This window comes from Actinomadura sp. 6K520 (genome assembly GCF_004349245.1).
GTDB lineage: Bacteria > Actinomycetota > Actinomycetes > Streptosporangiales > Streptosporangiaceae > Spirillospora.
The window spans coordinates 23,701-43,933 of the sequence record NZ_SMLC01000010.1 but is presented as its reverse complement, the minus strand read 5'-3'; the positions used below and the strand labels follow the sequence as shown (position 1 = coordinate 43,933).

Here is a 20,233-nt window from a genome sequence, read left to right as displayed (position 1 = left end):
CCCCGGATGAAGACCAACCCGATCGCCAGACGGTTCGAGCAGTCCTTCGACACCGAGATCCGCTCCAGGTTCTTCAAGGGCCTCGACTTCGCCGGCCCCGCGGGCGACCCCGGCTGGTTCGGGCCCGGCAGCGCGGTCTGGTACGTCCACTCGCACCTGCCCACCCTGGTCCTCGGCCTGGTCGGCGCCGCCTACATCGAGGGCCTCGACCCCAGCATCAGCTGGATGGGCTATGACCACACCCGCATCGCCGAGCGCGTCGACGGCGTTCCCACCGGCAACGTCGACCCGGAAGGCGCCGCGGTGCGCCTCGCGCACTCCATCTCGTTCTTCATCGGCACCGCCTACGGCTCGACGCAGACCGCGGAGAAGCTGGCGCGCACCGTCCGCGCCATGCACCACACGGTCAAGGGCACCCGCCCCGACGGACTCGCCTACGACGCCGACGACCCCGAATGGCTGCGCTGGAACTACGCCACCGTCGTGTGGGGCCTGGCCACCGCCCACGAGCGCTACCACCGCCGCCCCTTGCACGACATCGACCGCTACTACCGCGAGTTCGTCCGCGTGGGCGAGGCCCTAGGCGGCACCGACCTTCCCACCACGAAGGCCGAGACCGCCGAATGCCTGGAGTCCTACCTGCCCAAACTCGCGGTCACCCCCATCAAGGCGTTCCAGACCGGCCCCAACCTGCGCGACAGCAAGGCCAAGCCCTGGGAGCCCGGCAGCGAGTTCATGGACTGGGCGGCCCGCGACATGCTGCCGCACTGGGCCCAGAAGCTGGCCCTCTACCAGCCGCCCAACCCGGTCACCCTCCGCCTCCGCCGCACGTCCCTGTGGTTCACCCTCAACGCCCTCCACGAGGCCACCGGCCCGCTCCCCGAATACCGGCAGGCCCAGACCCGCGCCGCCGGCAAGAAGCCGAACCCGTTCATCTCCACCGCCCCCACGGCCCCGGACCCGGTCCTCACCCGCGAGGAGATCGAAGCCACCGCCTGACCCACGCCCGGAACCCGGCTACGCTGCCGCCATGCATCGCAGCCGGCTGGTCGGAATCGTGATCGACACGCCCGCCGAGGAGGCCGCCGAGGCGGCGGACTTCTGGTCCGCCGCCCTGGGGGCCACGACGTTTCCCGCCCCGGGCGAGGAACAGTTCACCGTCCTGAACCGCGCCGTCCCCGGCCTGCTCACCGTCGTCCAGTCGGTCGACGGCCCCCCGCGCTACCACCTCGACATCGAGACCGACGACCTGGAAGCAGAGGTCGCCCGCCTGACGGCCCTCGGCGCGGAACCGGTCTCCACCTGGAAGGAGGCCCACACCCTCCGCGCCCCGGGCGGCCACCTGTTCTGCGTGGTCCCGGTCCACAGCGCCCCCGAGACCTTCGCCGCCAAAGCCCAGACCTGGCCCTGACCCGCCCGGCGTCGGCGGACCTCGCCTCACGGCGCCCGGCGGATCGAGGACGCGGGCGACCCTATGCCGCTGGTGCGCCATTTCGAGCGCGGCACCTTAGCATTCGCCGCGCCAGACAACCTTGGTCACGACCGTGCCCGGCAGGAAGTCGCGCTTGTATGCGCCGGGGCCGGGATTGTAGTGAAGGCAGGCCGTGTTGCTGTAGTCCCCCAAGGACCAGTAGACCTGGATGTGGTCGGCGCCCGGGAAGGGAACGCCGTTGTTGAACACTGAGCCGGCCCTGACACTGCCCGTCCAGTTGCCCGCTCTCTTCAGCACCAGCCCGCCGGTCTGGTCGTGTGAGGAGTACAGGCAGAAGTAGCCCTTTTCGCACCCGGGCGGATTCGGTTCGGCCGCGGCCGCGGGCGCGGTGACCAGCATCCCCGCACCGAAGAGCGCCGATGCGGCCATGGTCATGATGGTACGCCTTGACATGGATTTCCCCTCCGGGACGTACTTTTCGACTGGCGTGAGGCGGCGATCCGGAAACGGTCCCTCAATTAAGAAAAACCGGTGGAGCCGCCACCTTGCGGGGCCTGGTCGGCAGTAAAGCAGCCGCCGCCTTCAGATCTGATTCAGATCGGCTTCATCCCTGATCAGGATTCGGGTCGGCGGCGACTCCGGCCATTCCCCGATGACCACTGCCGGATCGGTCAGCGGAGGTCTCGTGTGCGGAGGTCGTCGAGGTGGGCGGCCAGGGCGGCGCGCATTCGGGCGGGGGTGGTGATCCCGGGATGCAGGGCGGCGTGGACGGCCAGGCCGTCCACCAGTGCGTGCAGCCGGTCGGTCTCCAGTTCGGTGTCGGCGTCCGGGGCCAGGGACTCGACCAGGATGCGGCAGCCCGAGCGAAGGGCGTCGTGGGCCTCTTCGCACAGGGCGCGCAGTTCCGGGCTGACGAGTGCGCGGGCGGTGAAGGCCAGCCAGACCTGGTTCTCGGCGGCGCGTTCGGCGTCCATGGGGAGGAGTTCGTGCAGGACGCGGACGGCGCGCTCGCGGGGGTCGCCGTCCGTCGGCGGGCTCGCGGCTATCCGTTCCTCGATCCGTTCGATGATCGTGCGGAGGGTGAACGCCAGCAGTTCGGGCTGGGTGGCGAAGTAGTGCCGCAGCGACCCCGTCGACAGGCCCGCCTCGCGTGCGACGTTGCGCACCGAGGCCCGGTCCAGCCCGTCCCGCCGGATGACCCGCCACACGGCCGCGACCACTTCCTGCCGGCGCCTGGCCGGATCCACCACCTTCGGCATGGGGCTTTTATAGCACGACTGTGTTACGTTGAGCTTTGTAGCACGGTCGTACTAAAAAGGGGGTCCACCATGAATCGTGGCCTGCTCGGCGTCCTCATCGCGGTGCCGCTCCTGCTCGCCGGTTCCGGGCTCGCCGTGGCGGGGGCCGTGCAGGCCGCCTCCGGCGGCGCCTTCGGAACCGGTGAGCGGCGCTTCACCACGTCCACCGCGGCACTCAAGACCGACGAGATCGAGGTGGGGGCGGAGACGGCCCGTGCCGGAGACCCAATGCCCGATGTCGGGGAACTCGCCGAGGTCGAGATCGTGGTCCGGCCGGCCGATCCCCGCGTGCCGCTGTTCGTGGGGGTGGGGCCGAAGGCGCGGGTCGAGAGCTATCTGCGCGGGGTGTCGCACGAGGAGTTCGTGTCGGCCGACCTCAGCCCGTTCGTGCCGGTCTTCCGGCGGCTGCCGGGGACGTCCGAGGTCGCGGCGCCGTCCCGGCAGTCCTTCTGGGTGGCGAGTTCCTCGGGCACCGGTACGCGGACCCTCAGGTGGGACAAGACCGGTGGCGCGTGGTCCGTCGTGGTGATGCGCCTGGACGGCCGGCCCGGCGTGGACGCGCACGCCTCGATCAGCTTGCGGTTCGGGTTCCTGCCGCCCGCCGCGATCGTCACCCTGGTCGCCGGGACGGCTCTGCTTGTGTGGGGCGTGCGCCGCCGCCGCGCCGCCTGATCGCGTCGAGCCCGGGGTGCTCGGCGCGCGGCGGCCTCGCTCCAGGGACACCGCCTCACGGGCGGCTCAGCGTCCGGTCTTCGCGCGTTCGTAGTGGCGGGCGGCCTTGGCGCGGTTTCCGCAGATGGCCATGGAGCACCAGCGGCGGGTGCCGTTCTTGGTCGTGTCGTGGAAGTACAGCACGCAATTGGGGTGTGCACAGGGTTTGACGCGGTCCGGGCTGGCGGCCATGAGCCGTAGGTAGTCGGCGGCGGCCAGCCAGGACGGCAGCCATGCCGGGTCGTCGGTCCGCGGATGGCTCTCCGGGCCGCCGGGCCCGAGCCGGTAGTGCAGCGCGCCGCGTTCGAGGACCCGGTTGAGCCCGTCCTGCGTTTCCGGGGACGGGTCCTGCTCCAGGAGCGCCAGCAGGATTCCGCGTGTCTCCAGCACGGCGTCCAGTGTCGCCCGGTCGGCCGTCGCGCGATCGTCCAGCCCGGCCGAACGCAGCCAGACGGCCAGGCCGTCGGTGGAGTCGAGCAGGTCCAGCAGGACGCCATCGTCGACCCACCGTGTGTTGACCAGGTCCAGGCACAGCGGCTCCCCGGTCAGCGGGCGGGGATCCGCGGCGCCCCGCCGCTGGGATCGATGCTCCGGCTGCACGCCACCACTCTATCCGGCTATCGCGACTTAGCCAGTTGACGATCACTCTCTAACCCTCTATCTTTCGATAGTCAGTTAGTCGTGAGCCGGGCGAAACGGCCCGGGTTTGTGAGGTGTGTCATGGAGACCGTCGCCATCAAGGCCCTGCGGACGGGGCACGTGGGGCTGAACGTGACCGATCTGGACCGGTCGCTGCCCTTCTACCTGCGCGTCTTCGGGTTCGACGTGCAGGCCGAAGGCAGGGAGGACGGCCGCCGCTGGGCCTTCCTCGGACGGGACGGGCAACTGGTGCTGACGCTGTGGCAGCAGAGCGACACCGTCTTCCCGACCCGGTCGGCGGGGCTGCACCACCTGTCGTTCCAGGTCGAGTCGATCGACGAGGTGAAGGCCGCCGAACGGGTGCTGCGCGAGCTGGGCGCCGAGCTCGTCCACGACGGCGTCGTCCCGCACGGCGAGGGCGTCTCGTCCGGCGGGATCTTCTTCACCGACCCCGACGGCATCCGCCTGGAGATCTACGCGCCCACGGGTGCCGACACCGCACCCGCGCCGAGCGGCGCGGCCCCGACCTGCGGTTTCTTCTGACCTTCGCCGGCCCCATCGAAAGGAGGCCGCTGTGGCGGTCGACAGTTACCACGAAGGTGAACGAACCGCCCAGCGGCGCGCCGGTCTGGGGGACCAGGGCGAGTTCTCGGCCCGCGCCATCCGCGCGGAGATCCCCGAGGTGGCGCGCAAGTTCCTGCTCCAGCAGCCGATGGTCGTCCTCGGCGCCGCCGACGGGCGGGGACGGATGTGGGCCACGCTGCTCACCGGGCCGCCCGGCTTCCTGCGCGCCGAGGACGCCCGCACCATCGCCGTCGACGCCCGCCCGGCGCCCGGTGACCCCCTGCACGACCGGCTCACCGCGCCGGCGCGGGTCGGCATGCTCGCCATCGAACCGTCCCGGCACCGCCGGATGCGGATGAACGGACACGCCGTCCCCACCGGGCGCGGCCTGAGCGTCACGCTCGACCAGGTGTACTCCAACTGCCCCAAGTACATCCAGAAGCGCGCACCGCAGTGGGAACCGGCCGCTCCGGCGCCGCCGAAACGGTCCCGCGCGCTGACCGGCGACCAGCGGCGGTGGATCACCGGGGCCGACACGTTCTTCATCGCGACCTCCGACCTCGACGGCGACGCCGACGCCTCCCACCGCGGCGGCGGCCCGGGATTCGTGGAGGTGGTGTCGCCGACCGTGCTGCGCTGGCCCGACTACGTCGGCAACGCCATGTTCAACACACTGGGCAACCTGGAAGTCCAGCCCCGGGCCGGGCTGCTGTTCCCCGACTGGCGCACCGGGGACGCCCTGTACCTCACCGGCACCGCGCGCACCGACTGGGACCCCGTCCACGCCGCCGCCGTGCCGGGCGCCGAGCGGCTGGTCGAGTTCACCGCCACCGACGTCGTCGAGATCACCGGGGCGCTGCCGCTGCGGTGGAGCGACCCCGTCCCGTCCCGTTTCAACCCCCCGGTACGTCCACCCGGGGAAGCCCGGTGACCTCCGCTGTCGACGAGCGGTTGCGCGGCTCTTCGACAGGGCGGGTGGTCAGGTGTGCCAATGGCCCACCAGGTCCGCGTAGAGGGGGCTGCTGGCCTGGAGGGTCTCGTGGGTACCGAGGAGGGGGGTGGGGCCGTCCAGGAGGAGGACCTTTCCGGCGCGTTCGGCGGACGTGATGCGGTGCGCGATGACGATGAGGGTTCTGCCGCGGGCGGCCAGGGCGTGTTCGGCGCGGGCCTCGGCGGCGGGGTCCAGGTGGCTGGTGGCCTCGTCCAGGACGATGATCGGGGCGGGGGACAGGTGCGCGCGGGCCAGGGTGATGAGCTGGCGTTCACCGTGGGAGAGGTCGCCGCCGCCGGGTGGGATGCCGGCGTCGTATCCGCCGAGGCGCTCGACGGTCGCGGTGAGCCCGACGGCGCGGACGGTGTCGTCGAGCTGCGCGGTGCCGGCCCGCGGGCACAGGTACGCCAGGTTCTCGCGCAGCGTCGCGGCGAACACGTAGCTCTCCTGCGGGATGAGCGTGACCGCCGACCGCAGCCGCGCCTGGTCGAGGCGGGAAAGGGGGACGCCGCCGAGCGTCACGCCGCCCCGCTGCGGCGGGAGGAGGCCGGTGAGGAGGTTGGCGAGCGTCGACTTCCCGGCGCCGCTGGGGCCGACCACCGCCAGGTGCGTGCCCTCCGGGACGCGCAGGGACAGGTCCCGCAGGACGGGGTCGGCGTGCGGCGAGTAGGCGAAGGTGACGCCGTCGGCCTCGATGTCGAAGGACGCGGCGACGGCGGGCGGCGCGGCCGGGACGGCGGCGGAACCGGCGGAACCGGCGGGGCCGGCGCAGGTCTCGGCGAGCCGGCCGAGGATCACCGCGAGGCTGAGCAGCAGGGTGCCGCCCGCGTCGACGAGGACGGTGATGCCGGGCTGGAGCCCGGTGACGAGGTAGCCGGCCGCCCCCGCGGCCTGCCCCGGCGTGAGCCCGTGGTGCTCGGTCAGGTAGGGGGACAGGAGCAGCAGGGCGATCAGCGGCACGTGCACCCCCAGGGCGAGCACCGGCAGGCGGACCAGGCGGGTGCGGGCGTACGCGCGCAGCGCCGCGGCCTGGGCGTCGATCACCTCCCCGACGGTGCGGGCCGCGCGGTCCTCCGCCGCGCAGGCGACGACGTCCCGGACACCGCCGACGATCACGGCGGCGCTCTCGCCGATCCGCTCCGCCTCCCGGACGACGGCCCGGTAGCGGCGGATCTGCAGGCCGACGAACGCCGCGAACACCGCGAGGGCGAGCCCCACCGACAGGCAGATGACCAGTGCCAGCGGCGGGGAGAGCAGGGCCAGGCCGAGCAGCGCCGCGACACCGGCCGACAGCAGCTGGCGGACGTTGCGCAGCGCGGTGCCGAGCAGCACCCGGACGGCCTCGGCCTGCTCGGTGACCTGGGACACGCTCGCGCCCCCGGTGTCCGGTGCCCGGTCGGTCATCCGGTGCAGGGAGGCGGTGACGACCTCCTCCACCAGGGAGTCGCGCAGCGGCTCGACGGTGGCGGCGAGCCACGGGTAGATCCGGCCGGTACCCACCGCCCCGGCGACGTACAGGACGGCGAGGGCGCCGAGCCAGCCGAGACCGGTGAGCGGACGCCCGGCGAGGAAACCCTGGTCGACGGCCCGCGCCAGGAGGAGACCGGACGCGAACGCCGGGAGCGATTCGAGGGCGGACCAGGCGGCGAGGCGGCGCACGGCCGGCCACTGCCCGCGAAGGTGGCGGTGCAGCAGCAGGGCGGCGGGCGGGGCGGTCACGCGCCCGCCGCCGCTTCGGCCGTGGACGCGGCGAACACCGCCCGGTAGGCGGGGTCGGGCCACAGTTCCGCGTGGGGGGCGAGGGCCCGCACCCGGCCGGCGTCCAGCCAGGCGACGAGGTCGGCGCGGGCGGCCGTGGCCGGGCGGCGGGCCACCACCAGGCTGGTGCGGCCGGCCAGGACCCGCTGGAGCGCCCGGGTCACCTTCAGCTCCGTGGCGGTGTCCAGGCTGCTGGTGGCGTCGTCCAGGACGACGACCCGGGCCCGGGTGAGGGCGGCGCGGGCCAGGCCGAGGCGCTGGAGTTCGCCGCCGGAGAGCGGCGCGTCGGCGAGCGGGGTGTCGTATCCGTCCGGCAGCGCCCGGATGAAGTCGTCGGCGGCGGCGGTCCGGGCGGCGTCGCGCACCTCGGTGCGGGTCGACTCGGGACGCGCGTAGGCGATGGTGTCGTGCACGGTGGCGCCGAGCAGCGCGGGACGTTCGAAGGCGTAGGCGACGGCGCGCCGTACCTGCGGCGGCGGGACCGCGGTGACGGGGACGCCGTCGAGTTCGACGACTCCCTCGTCGGGATCGAGGAGCCGCCCGGCCGTCGACACCAGCACGCTCTTTCCCGTGCCCGAGGTGCCGACGACCGCGACGGTGGCGCCGGGCGGCACGTCGAGGTCGAGCCCGTCCAGGACGGCGCGGTCGCCGATCCGCACGGTGACGCCCTTCAGCCGGAGCCGGCCGGGGCCGTCCGGCAGCGGCACCGGCCGGGCGGGCGGCCGGACCGCCGGCGCGGCCGTCAGGACCTCGTCGACCCGCCCGGCCCCGACCTGGCAGTTGAGCAGCGCGACGAAGGTGTCGAAGAGGGACGCCGAGGCGGTGGCCATGGCGGCGTAGGCCACGCTCGCCACGAGCTGGCCGGTGGTGATGTCCCCGGTCGCCAGCCGGATGCCGGCGGTGCCGACCACCAGCACCTGCGTGAGGGGGGCGAGCAGGGCGAGACGCCGGCTCACCCGCCCCTGCGCCTCCCAGGTCTCGTGACCGGCCCGGCGCAGGTCCGGCAGCGGGCCGAGGATGCGCCCGACCTCGGCCGCGGCCGTGCCGCTCGCCCGGATCGTGCGGATCCCCTGCCGGGCGTCGAGCAGGCGGGTCGCGATCGCCGCCTGGCACCGCTGGTAGCGCGCGAACGGCTCGGTCGCCTGGACGACGAAGACGCGCAGCGCCACGATCATCGGCGGGACCCCGGCCGCGAACGCGACGGCGAGCCACCAGTCGATCAGGGCGAGTGCGATCAGCGCGCCCGCCGTGGTCACCAGCGCGGCCGCCGCCGTCAGCAGCAGGACGGGGAAGGCCGCGGGGCCCGAGGCGCTCTCGGTGAGCCGGGACAGCACGTCCCCGGTGGGGAAGCGGCGCCGCCCCTGCGTCCCCAGCGCCAGCACCCGGCCGAGCAGCCGGTGCCGCAGCCATGCGGTGATGTCGCTGCCGCAGTAGGCGCCGAGCACGTCCTCCCCGGCGTCGGCGAGGGCCGCCAGGGCGAGGACGAGCGCCAGCCGCGCCGTGGCCGTGCCGAGATCCTCCTGCGTGCGGGCGGCGTCGACGGCCCCGGCGAGCATCACCGGCGTGGCGAGGGTCGCGGTGACGCGGACGGTCGTGAGCACCGCCAGCACGCCCATTCTCAGCCGGAACCGGCGCACGGCCTCGCGCAGCCGCCGTCTGCCCGCGGCGCGCAGGGCGGCGGACGCCGCCGGCCCGCCGGGCAGGGGGGCGGGCCCGCCCGCGGCCCCGCCGGGTCCGTCTCCGGCCGCGTCTCCGGCTCCGTCGAGCCCACCGGACGCGCCCGGTTCCGTCGGTGTCCGGACCACCCTCGTCGGCTCCGTCCATAGTCGGGTTACGTCATCTAAACTCGTGGATGGGTCCGGTCACGGACCGGCTCTTGGCCGGCCCGTGACCGGGGTTCTGCGGGCCGGGGTCGTTCAGGGATCCCGGATTCCGCATGGGATGGGCGGGTGTCAGGCACACGAGATGCCGACGCACACCGTGTTCAGCAGCGTGAGCAGGCCGACGCACGCGCACGTCCCGCCGAGCGCGATCCCCTCGATCTCGATGGGGTCGGTCTCGGGCAGCTCCTGCAGAGCGGCCACGACGTCACCGTCGAACGTGTTCATGTGTATTCACCTCCTTTCCTGGTCCGATACGTAGGCCCGCTCCGCCGTGAGGCAGAAACGGACCACCGCTTCACGCAGGACCGGGGGCCATGCCTGGACGACGCCGTTGTGGTCGTCGTCGGCCTCCAGGTAGTCGAAGTCGACTCCTTCGGTCCTGCCGAGTTCGAGAAGGCGGGCGCGCAGTGCCCTGGACTGCGCCACCGGGATGACCTCGTCCCGGGCGCCGTGGACGAGCAGCAGCGGTGCGGTGAGGTCCGCGCAGGCGCGCAGGACGTCGCGTCCGGTCTCCGGCCCGCCGGGCGCGTCGCACCGGCTCAGCCGCGACACGCGGTCCCGGACGGTGCCGGGCGCGCTGCGGTGCAGGCTCGCGGCCGAGGTGAACGGCGCCAGCGCGACGCATCCCGACCACAGGTCCGGGGCGTGGCACGCCGCCAGCAGCGCCAGGAAGGCGCCGTAGCTGCCGCCGAGCACGATCGGGCGCGGCAGGGCGGCGGTGTCGCGGTCGCGTCCGATCTCCCGGGCCAGGTGGACGACGTCGTCGAGGTCGGGGCCGCCCCAGTCGCCGACGACGGGCCGCAGGTGCCGCTCGCCGTAGCCCGTGCTGCCCCGGTGGTTCGGCGCGGCCACGGCGATGCCGGCGGCGGCCAGGTGCTGGAAGAGGGGCTCGAACTCCAGCCGCCAGGCCGCCAGGGGGCCGCCGTGCAGGGCGAGCACCAGGCGGGGGGCCCGGCGCCAGCCGGGGCCGCCGTAGACGATCGCCTCGATCGGCCCCGCCGGGCCGGCCAGCTCGACCGGTTCGGCGCCCGCCCAGCCGCCGCCCGCGCCGGGGTCGCCGGCGTCGGCACCGCCCGTGCCGGGGCCGTCCGGGGCCAGCCACCATCCGGCGGCGGGCGGGTGCGGGACCGTGGCCAGGGTGGGCGGCCGGTCCGGGGCGGCGAAGCGCAGGTGGATCCGGCCGTCCTCCGCCCAGCAGGCGGGCGGCCACAGCATCCCCGGCGGTCCGGGGACCGGGGTGACGCGCTCCCATCCGGGCGCGTAGACCGCGAGACCTTCCACGACGCCCCGCGTCTCCCGGACGAGCAGGTTCTCCCCGGCGGCGTCGAAGGCCAGCGGTGCCCGTGGGCGCCCGGAGCGGTTGAGGGCGTCGGGGAACCGCACGGGACCGCCGCCGGGGAACCGCAGCCCGGTCTGCGCGGTGCCGGGCGGCTGGGCGCCCGGCGAGGTCGTGGTGACGGCCAGGACGCCGGACCGGCGGCTGTAGGCGGCGATCCGGTCGGTGGTGGTGTCGGAGACCGACCAGAGGCGGCGCCATGTGCCGTCGCGCAGGTCGACGCGGATGCCGGCGGTGCGGTGCCCGGCGGCGGTGTGGTCGAGGGCGAGGGTGCGTCCGCCGTCGAGCCAGACGCCGCCCGACAGCACCCCCGGGATCCGGGCGACCGGTTCGAGGGCCGGCGCGGCCCGGCGCAGCCACCAGATCCGGGAGTGCTGCTCGTCCTCCACGGTGACGAGCACCACGGCGCCCTCCGGTGCCGGGGCGGCCAGCAGGAAGCCGGCCACCATCGCCGGGACCGGCCACGAGCGGGTGATGCGCAGCCCCGGGCCGGACGGCTCCGCCGCGAGCACGGTCCCGTGCCCGGCCGGCTCCCCGTCCGCGCCGGTCGCGGGCCGCAGGATCAGGACGCGGCCGTCGTCCAGCGGCAGCACGCCGCACCGCCGGTCGAGGCCGCCGGCGCGCTCCGCGTCCTCGCCGGTGAGCGTGCTCCGGGACGGGACGGGCCGCGTGAGCTCCCATCGCTCCAGCGTCACCGCGTCCTCGACGGCGCGCAGGCAGGCCGCCCAGCCGCCCTCCTCGGAGAAGGCGAACCCGAACCGGCTCGGCACCGGCGGCACGGCCCGCGCGGCGGGTTCGCGTACGGGGGCGCTCATGACACCCGCTCCGCGCCGGTGCCCGCGGCCGCCGCGCTTCCGGTCAGGCCGGCGGGGACGTCCGCCGTCCACAGCCGCGGCGTGCGGTGCGACGTCCGCTGCAGGAAGCCCAGGATTCCGCTCATCCCGTCGCCCCACGTCACCGAGACCTGCCCGAACTCGTCGGGGAACACCGACCGGCCGTCGCGGTGCGCCCGGTTGGCGACGATGATCCGGGCGAGCCGCCAGGCGGCGTCCCGGTACCGTCCGTCGCCGGTGAACGCGGCCATGTCGAGCAGGAACTCCCCGTTGCCGGCGAGCCCGTGGCACTGCCCGAGGGGGGCGCGCCAGCGGTGGTCCAGCACCGCCTGCGCGGCCTGCTCGGCGCCCCGGACGAAGCGCGCGTCGCCGGTGGCGTCGCCCAGCCGCACGAGGAAGCCCCCGATCCCGGCGGCGCCGTGGCACCAGTACGGTGCCGTGGGCGCGTCGCCGGGACCGGCCCCCCACATGGCGGACCGTCCGGTGACGGTCGCCTCCTCCAGCAGGTTCTCCCCGACGGCGGCGGCCAGCGCGAGGTGGTCGGCGCGGCCGGTCGCCCGCGCGCACGCGGTCAGGAAGTGGCCGACGCCGGCGATGCCGTGCGCGAACCCGTAGTACCGCCGCCCGGCGAGCTTCGATTCGTGCGCGGCCGGGGTGCTCCAGGAGAGCCGGCCGGACCGGTCCTCCACCACCGAGGCGGCCAGCGCGTCGGCGGCGGCCGCCGCCCGCTCGGCGTAGCGAGCGTGCCCGGTGAGGATCCACAGGTGCAGGGCGGTGAGCCCGATGCCCGACGTCCCGTGGGTGATGTCGGGGGCGTCGACCGCGGCCGGGAGCCGGTCGGCCACCGCGAGGGCGCCGGCGACGAGCTCGTCGTCGTCCGTCGCGAGGCCCGCGTCCAGCACCGCCCACGCCGCGCCCGCCGTGCCGAAGTAGAGCCCGGCCGGGCGGGCCGTCCCGTCGTCCAGCCGGGCGAGGATCCACCGGCCCGCGCGGGCGATCGCCTCCGGGAGACGGCGGTCGCCGGTGAGGTCGTAGCAGCGGGTCAGCGCGCCCAGCGGGCCCGCGGCGCCGTGCTGGAGGCTGCAGGGGTCGGGCGCCCCGTGGACGCAGGACGCGGGCCACAGCGTGCCCCCGGCCTCGGGGTCCATGGCGGCGAGGAGATGCCCGGTGATGCCGGCGGTGGCGTCCCGGTTCTGCTCGCGCAGCCACCCGGAGCGGAGCCGCGGGCCCGCGGCCGGGTCCGGCCGCGGGGCGTCCCCGCCGCCGGACGACACCGCCGTGAGCGCCGTACGCGCCCGGTCGGGGCTCCAGCGGCTCCCGGGGTCGTCGGCCATCAGCCCGAGCAGCAGCGGGATCAGCGGGGCGGGCAGGTCCAGGCCCTGGGTGCGCGCGGTCAGCAGCTCGGTGAGCCGTTCGGTCAGCGGCCGTGCCACGGGGCGCTCGTCCAGGAGGTAGGGCGGCCCGCCGGTGAGCACGTGGCAGAGCGTCGCGCCGAGCGCGAACCGGTCCGCCGCGGGGTCGGGGGCCGCGCCGTCCATCTGCTCGGGCGCCGCGTAGCCGGGGGTGCCGGCGCGCAGCGGGACGGCGTCCGGGGAGCCCGGGGCGACGGCCAACTCCAGGTCGATCAGGAGGGGCGCGCCGTCCGGGCGGACCATGATGTTGTTCGGGGTGAAGTCGCGCACGACGAGCCCGGCGCCGTGCGCCTGGCTCATCAGGTCGGTGAGCCGGACGGCCATCTCCAGCGCGGGGGCCAGATGCGGGCCCCACCCGCGGTCGCCGATCAGGTCCGCCGTCCACTTCCCGAGCGTGGTGCCCGGGATCAGCTCCTCCGCCAGGAACAGGTGGCCGCTCTGGGTGAACAGCCGGACCGGCCGCGGCGCCAGCCCCAGGTGCTCGATCGCCTCGAGCGCGCGGGCCTCGGCCCGGAGGAGGTCGCGGGCGTCTTTCCCGTCCTCGTCGGCGGCCACGTGCGGGCGGGCCTCCTTGAGGACGACCGGGTCACCCGTCACGGTGTCGACGGCACGGTAGACGCCGCCTTTGTTGGTGTGGCGGATCGCCTCCCGGACGGTGAAACGCGTACCGATCAGAATCTCGTTCCGATCGCCGCCGACGCCGTTTCCGGTTCCCTTCCCGGTCTGGCCGGAGTCGGCCGCCCGATTATCCGGAAAGGGGCAGCTGACCCAGGAGGGTGGCGTGTATCTTCCGACACGCTGGTCTTCAACCGGGTTGCCGTCCGGGTCGAGAATCATCCATGCGTAGAATCCGTCGTTGGTTATCCGCCGCTCTTCGGTGAAGGCGCCGTAACGGTAATGGACGAGGCTGCCCGGTGCGTACGGGCGGTCGGAGAGAATGCGCGGACCGGGCAGTCCGGCCGTCGCCCGGTGCAGTTCAAGCGCCAGGCGGACGGCCTCCTCATCGCTCACCGGGTAGACGGTGATGAACTTTCCCGAATGGCCGCGGGAGGTGTTGCGGGCGTTGAGTGCGGCCACCTGGTCGTGGGTGGCGGCGAACTTGAACGCGGAGCCGGCGGCGAGGAGCACCCCGAGCGAGCGGGCGAGCACCTCCGCCGCCGACGCGGGGGTGGCGGAGACGTGCAGCTTCCAGCCCTGTGCTGGGTATTCGACCCCTTCGGGGACCACGTGACACCACATGGCGCCGCGGCGCACCGTCCAGCGCGCACCATCCCGCCCGCCGTCCCGCGCCGCGGTCATCGCCCGGTCGAGAACGTCGGTCAGGCGGGTGTCGCCGCTCTCCGCGGCCGGGGCCCCGGAGAAGACGCTGAAATTGAAGTCCGCCATGATGCTCCGTCGCTCCCTTTCCGCTCGCCGGCCGGGATTGTGCTTACCCGGCGCGATCTTTCTCGCTTTCGACCAATGGTGTTCGCTGACCGATCGAGTGCGTTCGGCGAACGAGGGACACGTTAGCCATGAATCCTCCGTGATTGCCAGAGTGAATTCTCGTCGAGACTTGCGCCAAGGCGGTAGAAAAGTGTTACTCGGATGGGCAAGTCCGTGTGACCCGTGTGCCGGGAGTGACGAGCGAGGGCCGGTGAGAGTCCTCAATCTGGGGATTTGTCCGTCTCATCCAACGCACGGATCGGCGGCGACTTTGCCAATTCGGAGTCGAATCGGTTTCGGGTCGAGTCATGGCCGATGGCCGCCATGGCGCCCCCTGGCGGGCCGCCGCCCGGCTGTGCTACGCGGGAGCCGTTCACGCGGCGTCCGGCGGAAACCGGCATGCCATTCGTGACTTGGTCCCCTGCTCGGTTTCGTCCGGTACCGAGGGCCTCGGCCCGTGCATCCGCCGGATGGGCCGCGGCCGTTCCCGCCTCGCTGAACGCGTCGAGCGCGCTCAGGGCTCGACGCCCGGTCTTTCCACGCCGCCCTTCCGGGCTACGCCGCGTCGATGGCCTCGGGGGCGAGGATGCGGTCGAGGACCATGGCGGCGCAGCCGGTGAGGCCCGCGGCCTCGCCGAGGCGGCTGGGTTCGATGCGCAGGCTGCGGGTCGCGAGGGCGGTGGCGCGCTGGTAGACGACCTCGCGGAGGCCGGCGATCAGCGGCTCGTCGGCGCCGACGAGGTCGCCGCCGAGGACGACGACGGCCGGGTTGAGCAGGTTGACGGCGGTGGCGACGACCTCGCCGATGCGGCGGCCGGCGTCGCGGAGGAGCGCGACGGTGCCGGGGTCGCCGGAACGGGCGAGGGCGGCGAGGCCCGCGAGGTCGTGCGCCGGCGAGCGGGCCAGGAGGGCGGTGCCGCCCGCGACGGCCTCGACGCAGTTGACGTTGCCGCAGCGGCAGGGGGCGGCCACGGAGGACGGGACGGGGACGTGCCCGATCTCGCCGGCGGCGCCCAGGGCTCCGCGCTGGATCCGGCCGCCCGCGATGAGGCCGGCGCCGATGCCGGTGGAGACCTTGACGAACAGGAGGTCGTCCACGCCGGGGTGGGCCTGGTGCTCGCCGAGGGCGGCGGCGTTGACCTCGTTGTCGAGATAGGCGGGCACGCCGAAGCGGCCGGAGACCGGGGGGCCGATCTCCACGGCGTCCCAGCGTCCCGCGGCGTGTTCCACGGCGTCGGGGACGCCGAGGCCGACGCCGCGGACGGTGGCGGCGTCGATCCCGGAGTCCGCGAGGAGCGACGTCCACTGGTCGAGGAGCCGGGGGAGCGTCTTGCCGGGGGACACCTCGGCCGGGGGGCCCTCGGCGCGGGCGATGACCGCGCCCGCGAGGTCGCAGACGGCGACCTGGCCGCGGGACTGGCCGAGGTTGGCGACGAGGACGGTGCCGCCGGCGGCGTTGAACTCCAGGCGGGCCGGGGGGCGGCCCCCGGTGGAGGGGCCGTCCGCGCGTTCGACGACGAGGCCGCGGGCGACGAGGTCGGCGACCCGCGAGGCCACGGCCGGGCGGGACAGCCCCGTGGCGCGGCCCAGCTCGGCGCGGGTGGCGACACCGTCCTCGCGGATCAGGCGCAGCATGTCGCCGCTCGTGGACGGGCGGGTGGCGGGGCGCGACATCCGGTCAGTCAAGCATGACCGCGTTCAGTTCGTCTATTTGATGCAAGACGCCAACTTATGTAAGTAGAACTTCTTAAGTGGGGTTGTATTGCTTACCTATGTCTCGGTAGCTTGATCGCGAAGTCCCCCCTGTCCTGGAGCGTCTGATGGCTGTCCATCCCGTGCTGGCGGAAGTGACCCGGCGTGTCGCCGGGCGGAGCGCCGGAGCGCGAACCGCGTACCTGGAGCGGATCCGGGGCGCGCGGACGGAAGGCCCGGTGCGCGGCGGCATGGGCTGCGCGAACCTCGCCCATGGCTTCGCCGCCTGCGGCGTCCAGGACAAGCTGTGGCTCAGGGGCGACGTCACGCCCAACATCGCCATCGTGTCGGCGTACAACGACATGCTGTCCGCGCACCAGCCGCTCCAGGACTACCCCGACCTGCTCAAGGCCGCGATCCGGTCGGGCGGGGGGACGGCGCAGTTCGCCGGGGGAGTGCCCGCGATGTGCGACGGCATCACGCAGGGGCGCGCCGGCATGGAGCTGTCGCTGTTCAGCCGGGACGTGGTGGCGATGGCGACGGCGGTGGCGCTGTCCCACGACATGTTCGACGGCGCGCTGCTGCTCGGTGTCTGCGACAAGATCGTCCCGGGGCTGGTGATCGGGGCGCTGTCGTTCGGGCACCTGCCGGTGATCCTGGTGCCGGCCGGGCCGATGGCGTCCGGGCTGCCGAACGGGGAGAAGGCCAGGGTCCGCAAGCGGTTCGCGGCCGGGGAGGCCGGGCGCGACGAACTGCTCGCCGCCGAGGCCGCGTCCTACCATTCGCCCGGCACGTGCACGTTCTACGGGACGGCCAACTCCAACCAGCTCCTGATGGAGGTCATGGGCCTGCACCTGCCGGGCGCGAGCTTCGTCCCGCCGGGCAGCAAGCTGAGGGACGCCCTCACCGAGGCGGCCGGGCGGCGCGTCCTGCAACTGACCGGCCTGGGCGACCACTACACGCCCATCGGCGAACTCCTGGACGAGCGCGCGTTCGTCAACGGCGTCGTTGCGCTGCTCGCCACGGGCGGCTCGACGAACCACACGCTCCACCTCGTCGCGATGGCCGCGGCGGCCGGCATCGAGCTGACCTGGGACGACTTCGACGAGCTGTCCAAGGTGACGCCGCTGCTCACCCGCCTCTACCCGAACGGGTCCGCCGACGTGAACCACTTCCACGCGGCCGGCGGCACCGCGTTCCTCATCGGTGAGCTGATCGACGCCGGGCTCCTGCACGCGGACGCGCGGACGGTCGGCGGCGACACCCTCGCCGACTACCGGCGCGTACCGGAGTTCGCGGACGGCCGGGCCGAGTGGCGGGAGACCGTCACCGAGTCGGGCGACACCGACGTCCTGCGGCCGGTGGCCGTGCCGTTCGACGCGCAGGGCGGCCTGCACACCGTGCGCGGCAACCTCGGGCGGGCGGTGATCAAGGTGTCCGCGGTCCGCCCCGAGCACCGGACGATCGAGGCCCCCGCCCGCGTGTTCGACTCGCAGGAGGGCCTGCAGGACGCGTTCGCCGCGGGGGAGCTCGACCGGGACGTGGTGGCGGTCGTCCGCAACCAGGGGCCGCGCGCCAACGGCATGCCGGAGCTGCACCGGCTCACCCCGCCGCTGTCGGTCCTGCAGGACCGGGGGCACCGCGTCGCGCTGGTCACCGACGGACGCATGTCGGGCGCCTCGGGGGCGGTGCCCGCCGCGATCCACGTGTCGCCGGAGGCGGCCGCGGGCGGGCCGCTCGCCCGGGTCCGCGACGGCGACGTCGTCCGGCTCGACGCGGACGGGGGCGTGCTGGAGGTCCTCGTCCCGGACGGGGAGTTCGCCGCCCGCGAGCCCGCGGCCGGAGACGCCGGACAGGTGCGGGGCACCGGACGGGAGCTGTTCCAGGTGTTCCGGGACGCGGTCGGCCCGGCCGAGCGGGGCGCGGGGATCTTCCCATGAGCGAAGCGAACCGGGGGGTGTGGGGGGTTGTCCCCCCACGGGGTGCAGGCGGCGGGCCGTGGCTGGTCGCGGACGTCGGCGGCACGAACGCGCGGTTCGCACTGGTGGACGGCCCGGACGGCGACCCCTACCGCGTCCGTTCCCTGCCCACCCGCGACCACGCCGGGCTCGCCGAGGCCGCGGCAGCCTACCTCGGCCGGTACGCCCCGGACGTCCGGCCCTCCGCGGCCTGCCTCGCGGTGGCGGGGCCGGTCACGGGCGGAACATTCCGCCTGACCAACGCGGGCTGGCCGAAGGGCACTCCGGAGGAGGTCCGCGCCCACCTCGGCCTGCCCCGCCTGGAGGTCATCAACGACTTCGAGGCCCTCGCCCTGGCGCTTCCGCGCCTGCGCGACGACGACCTGATCCCGATCGGCCGGACACCTGAGCGAAGCGAACCGGGGGGTGTGGGGGGTCGTCCCCCCACAGGGAGCACTGACCGGCCGTCCGCCAGCGGGACGCTCGCGGTGGTCGGCCCCGGTACGGGCCTGGGGGTGGCGGGGCTCGTGCCCACGCCGTCCGGGTGGGTGCCGCTGCCCGGCGAGGGCGGCCAGGTCGACATCCCCGCCGCGACCGACCGGGAGGTCGAGGTCGCGCGGCTGCTGCGCGCCGAGCGCGGCTCCGCGACCGCCGAGCTGCTGCTGTCCGGGGACGGCCTGACCCGCGTCCACCGGTACCTCGCGGCGCTCGACGGCGCACCGGCCGGGCCGCTCACCGCGCAGCGGATCTGCGAGCGCCGCGACGACCCGCTCTGCCGCGAGGCGCTGCACATGTTCTGCGCGCTGCTCGGTTCGCTGGCCGGGAACGTCGCCCTGACGCTCGGCGCCCGCGGCGGCGTCTACCTCGGCGGCGGCATCCTGCCGCGCATCGCGGACGTGCTGCGCGGCAGCGCGTTCCGCGCCCGCTTCGAGGCGAAGCCCCCGGTCGAGGACTACCTGCGCGGCATCCCCACCGCGCTCATCGTCCACCCCGGCCCGGCCCTGGCCGGCGCCACCATGCGGATCGCGCAGGGCCTGCCCGATCCGGACTCCCTGGAGCCCGCATGATCGCCGAAGACCTGTTCGACCTCGCGCCCGTGATCCCCGTCGTCGTCCTGGACGACGCGGCCGCGGCCGTCCCGATGGCCCGCGCGCTCGTCGCGGGCGGGTTGCCCGTGATCGAGGTGACGCTCCGCACGCCCGCCGCGCCGGCGGCGATCGAGCGCATCGCCGCCGAGGTCCCGGACGCGGTCGTCGGCGCGGGAACCGTCGTCCGTCCCGAGGACGCCGAGCGGTCCGCCGCCGCCGGGGCGCGCTTCCTGGTCAGCCCCGGCCGCACGCCCCGGCTGCAGGCGGCGATGGGCGCGACCGGCCTGCCGTTCCTGCCGGGCGTCGCCACCGCGTCCGAGGCCATGGCGCTGCTGGAGGACGGGATCACCGCGATGAAGTTCTTCCCCGCCGAGACCGCGGGCGGCGCCGCCGCGCTCAGGGCGCTCGCCGGGCCGCTGCCGCAGGTCCGGTTCTGCCCGACCGGCGGGATCAGCCCGCGCAACGCCGCCGACTACCTGGCGCTCGGCAACGTCGGGTGCGTCGGCGGTTCCTGGCTGACCCCGGCGAGCGTCGTCCGCGCCGGCGACTGGGACCGCGTCCGCAGGCTCGCCTCCGAAGCGGCGGCCCTGCGCACCGGCTGATGTCACATCCGGAGGCGGCCTTTCCGTCTCCTGGGTATGACCACCACATCGACACTCGCGGCCCTGAAGAAGCAGCGCACCGTCCTGCTGACCTCCTACCGCAAGGACGGGACGCCGGTGGGCACGCCCGTCAACGTCGTCGTCCAGGGCGGCCTCGCCTACTTCCGCACCTATGACAAGGCGTTCAAGGTGAAGCGCCTGGCGCGCAACCCGGAGGTGGAGATCGCGCCGAGCACCTTCCGGGGGAAGGTCACCGGGGCCGCGTCGCGCGGCCGCGTCCGGCTGCTCACCGAGGAGGAGTCGAAGCCGGTCCGCAGGCTGCTCGCCCGCAAGCACCCCGTCCTCCAGGGATTCGCGGTGCCGCTGTTCCACCGGATGAAGCGGTACCGGACCCTCCACTACGAACTCACCCTTGATCGGGAGTGAGCGGGTCCGGGCCGGTGTGGCAGCGCGGGCAGGGGCCCGCGCTGAGGGGCGCGCCGCCCGCGATCGGGACGAGGTCCATGCGGAGGCGGCCGCAGGCGCACCGGGTCCAGACGACGATGCCGTCACTGGTCACGTGCCGGGAGAGAGTGGTGTTCCGCTGTGTCATGACTCCAGTCTGCAGACCC

At 74.4% G+C, this 20,233-nt stretch carries 19 protein-coding genes; 9 read left to right on the top strand and 10 right to left on the bottom strand.

Annotation, left to right across the window (positions count from 1 at the left end):
• Positions 1-6 precede the first annotated feature (6 nt).
• A complete protein-coding gene (locus tag E1289_RS05005) occupies positions 7-999 on the top strand; it encodes an oxygenase MpaB family protein (protein WP_131975752.1) in 993 nt (330 codons plus the stop codon).
• A gap of 31 nt (positions 1,000-1,030) precedes the next feature.
• Positions 1,031-1,411: a VOC family protein gene (locus E1289_RS05000; protein ID WP_131975750.1), complete on the top strand. Its 381-nt coding sequence runs from the start codon at positions 1,031-1,033 to the stop codon at positions 1,409-1,411.
• 96 nt (positions 1,412-1,507) lie between these two features.
• Here the strand turns inward: E1289_RS05000 and E1289_RS04995 are convergent, their stop codons facing one another.
• Positions 1,508-1,861: a peptidase inhibitor family I36 protein gene (locus tag E1289_RS04995; RefSeq protein ID WP_207928793.1), complete on the bottom strand. Its 354-nt coding sequence runs from the start codon at positions 1,859-1,861 to the stop codon at positions 1,508-1,510.
• Positions 1,862-2,103: 242 nt separating this feature from the next.
• Positions 2,104-2,691: a TetR family transcriptional regulator C-terminal domain-containing protein gene (locus E1289_RS04990; RefSeq protein WP_131975746.1), complete on the bottom strand. Its 588-nt coding sequence runs from the start codon at positions 2,689-2,691 to the stop codon at positions 2,104-2,106.
• Positions 2,692-2,760: 69 nt separating this feature from the next.
• On the opposite strand from E1289_RS04990, the gene E1289_RS04985 reads away from it, so the two are divergent.
• Positions 2,761-3,402, top strand: coding sequence for a hypothetical protein (locus tag E1289_RS04985; RefSeq protein WP_131975744.1), 642 nt, complete (start codon positions 2,761-2,763; stop codon positions 3,400-3,402).
• A 66-nt stretch (positions 3,403-3,468) separates the two neighbouring features.
• On the opposite strand, the gene E1289_RS04980 is transcribed toward E1289_RS04985, so the two are convergent.
• Positions 3,469-4,041 carry a CGNR zinc finger domain-containing protein gene (locus tag E1289_RS04980; RefSeq protein WP_131975742.1) on the bottom strand — a complete coding sequence of 191 codons (573 nt, stop codon included), beginning with the start codon at positions 4,039-4,041 and terminating at the stop codon, positions 3,469-3,471.
• A gap of 120 nt (positions 4,042-4,161) precedes the next feature.
• Here E1289_RS04980 and E1289_RS04975 point away from each other — a divergent pair, with 120 nt between their 5' ends.
• Together E1289_RS04975 and E1289_RS04970 are read left to right on the top strand one after the other, a co-directional pair.
• Positions 4,162-4,623: a VOC family protein gene (locus E1289_RS04975; RefSeq protein ID WP_131975740.1), complete on the top strand. Its 462-nt coding sequence runs from the start codon at positions 4,162-4,164 to the stop codon at positions 4,621-4,623.
• A gap of 31 nt (positions 4,624-4,654) precedes the next feature.
• Complete coding sequence (locus tag E1289_RS04970; protein ID WP_131975738.1) at positions 4,655-5,575, top strand: pyridoxamine 5'-phosphate oxidase family protein; 921 nt, start codon at positions 4,655-4,657, stop codon at positions 5,573-5,575.
• 48 nt (positions 5,576-5,623) lie between these two features.
• Here E1289_RS04970 and E1289_RS04965 read toward each other — a convergent pair whose 3' ends face one another.
• The 6 genes from E1289_RS04965 to E1289_RS04945 form a co-directional block, all read right to left on the bottom strand.
• Entirely contained in the window at positions 5,624-7,354 is a 1,731-nt protein-coding gene (locus E1289_RS04965; RefSeq protein WP_131975736.1) for an ABC transporter ATP-binding protein, read from the bottom strand.
• Positions 7,351-9,198: an ABC transporter ATP-binding protein gene (locus E1289_RS04960; protein WP_131975734.1), complete on the bottom strand. Its 1,848-nt coding sequence runs from the start codon at positions 9,196-9,198 to the stop codon at positions 7,351-7,353. The genes E1289_RS04965 and E1289_RS04960 overlap by 4 nt, the downstream gene beginning before the upstream one ends.
• Positions 9,199-9,345: 147 nt before the next feature.
• A complete protein-coding gene (locus tag E1289_RS37990; RefSeq protein WP_165970344.1) occupies positions 9,346-9,501 on the bottom strand; it encodes a VenA family class IV lanthipeptide in 156 nt (51 codons plus the stop codon).
• Positions 9,502-9,507: 6 nt separating this feature from the next.
• Positions 9,508-11,427 (bottom strand): alpha/beta fold hydrolase, encoded by a 1,920-nt coding sequence (locus tag E1289_RS04955; RefSeq protein WP_131975732.1) that lies wholly within the window; start codon positions 11,425-11,427, stop codon positions 9,508-9,510.
• Positions 11,424-14,243, bottom strand: coding sequence for a class IV lanthionine synthetase LanL (gene lanL / locus E1289_RS04950; protein WP_131975730.1), 2,820 nt, complete (start codon positions 14,241-14,243; stop codon positions 11,424-11,426). The genes E1289_RS04955 and lanL overlap by 4 nt, the downstream gene beginning before the upstream one ends.
• 594 nt (positions 14,244-14,837) lie before the next feature.
• A complete protein-coding gene (locus E1289_RS04945; RefSeq protein WP_131975728.1) occupies positions 14,838-15,956 on the bottom strand; it encodes an ROK family transcriptional regulator in 1,119 nt (372 codons plus the stop codon).
• A 146-nt stretch (positions 15,957-16,102) separates the two neighbouring features.
• On the opposite strand from E1289_RS04945, the gene edd reads away from it, so the two are divergent.
• The 4 genes from edd to E1289_RS04925 are packed head-to-tail and all read left to right on the top strand — an operon-like array spanning position 16,103 to position 20,048.
• Entirely contained in the window at positions 16,103-17,914 is a 1,812-nt protein-coding gene (gene edd, locus E1289_RS04940) for a phosphogluconate dehydratase (RefSeq protein WP_131975726.1), read from the top strand.
• Positions 17,911-18,999: a glucokinase gene (locus tag E1289_RS04935; protein WP_131975724.1), complete on the top strand. Its 1,089-nt coding sequence runs from the start codon at positions 17,911-17,913 to the stop codon at positions 18,997-18,999. The genes edd and E1289_RS04935 overlap by 4 nt, the downstream gene beginning before the upstream one ends.
• Positions 18,996-19,622, top strand: a complete 627-nt coding sequence (gene eda / locus E1289_RS04930; protein ID WP_131975722.1) for a bifunctional 4-hydroxy-2-oxoglutarate aldolase/2-dehydro-3-deoxy-phosphogluconate aldolase — start codon at positions 18,996-18,998, stop codon at positions 19,620-19,622. Before E1289_RS04935 ends, eda begins: the two co-directional genes overlap by 4 nt.
• A gap of 36 nt (positions 19,623-19,658) precedes the next feature.
• On the top strand, positions 19,659-20,048 hold the full coding sequence (locus E1289_RS04925) for a PPOX class F420-dependent oxidoreductase (RefSeq protein WP_131975720.1): 390 nt from the start codon (positions 19,659-19,661) through the stop codon (positions 20,046-20,048).
• Here the strand turns inward: E1289_RS04925 and E1289_RS04920 are convergent.
• Complete coding sequence (locus E1289_RS04920; protein WP_131975718.1) at positions 20,029-20,214, bottom strand: hypothetical protein; 186 nt, start codon at positions 20,212-20,214, stop codon at positions 20,029-20,031. The two genes, E1289_RS04925 and E1289_RS04920, sit on opposite strands and share 20 nt — an antisense overlap.
• Positions 20,215-20,233 lie beyond the last annotated feature (19 nt).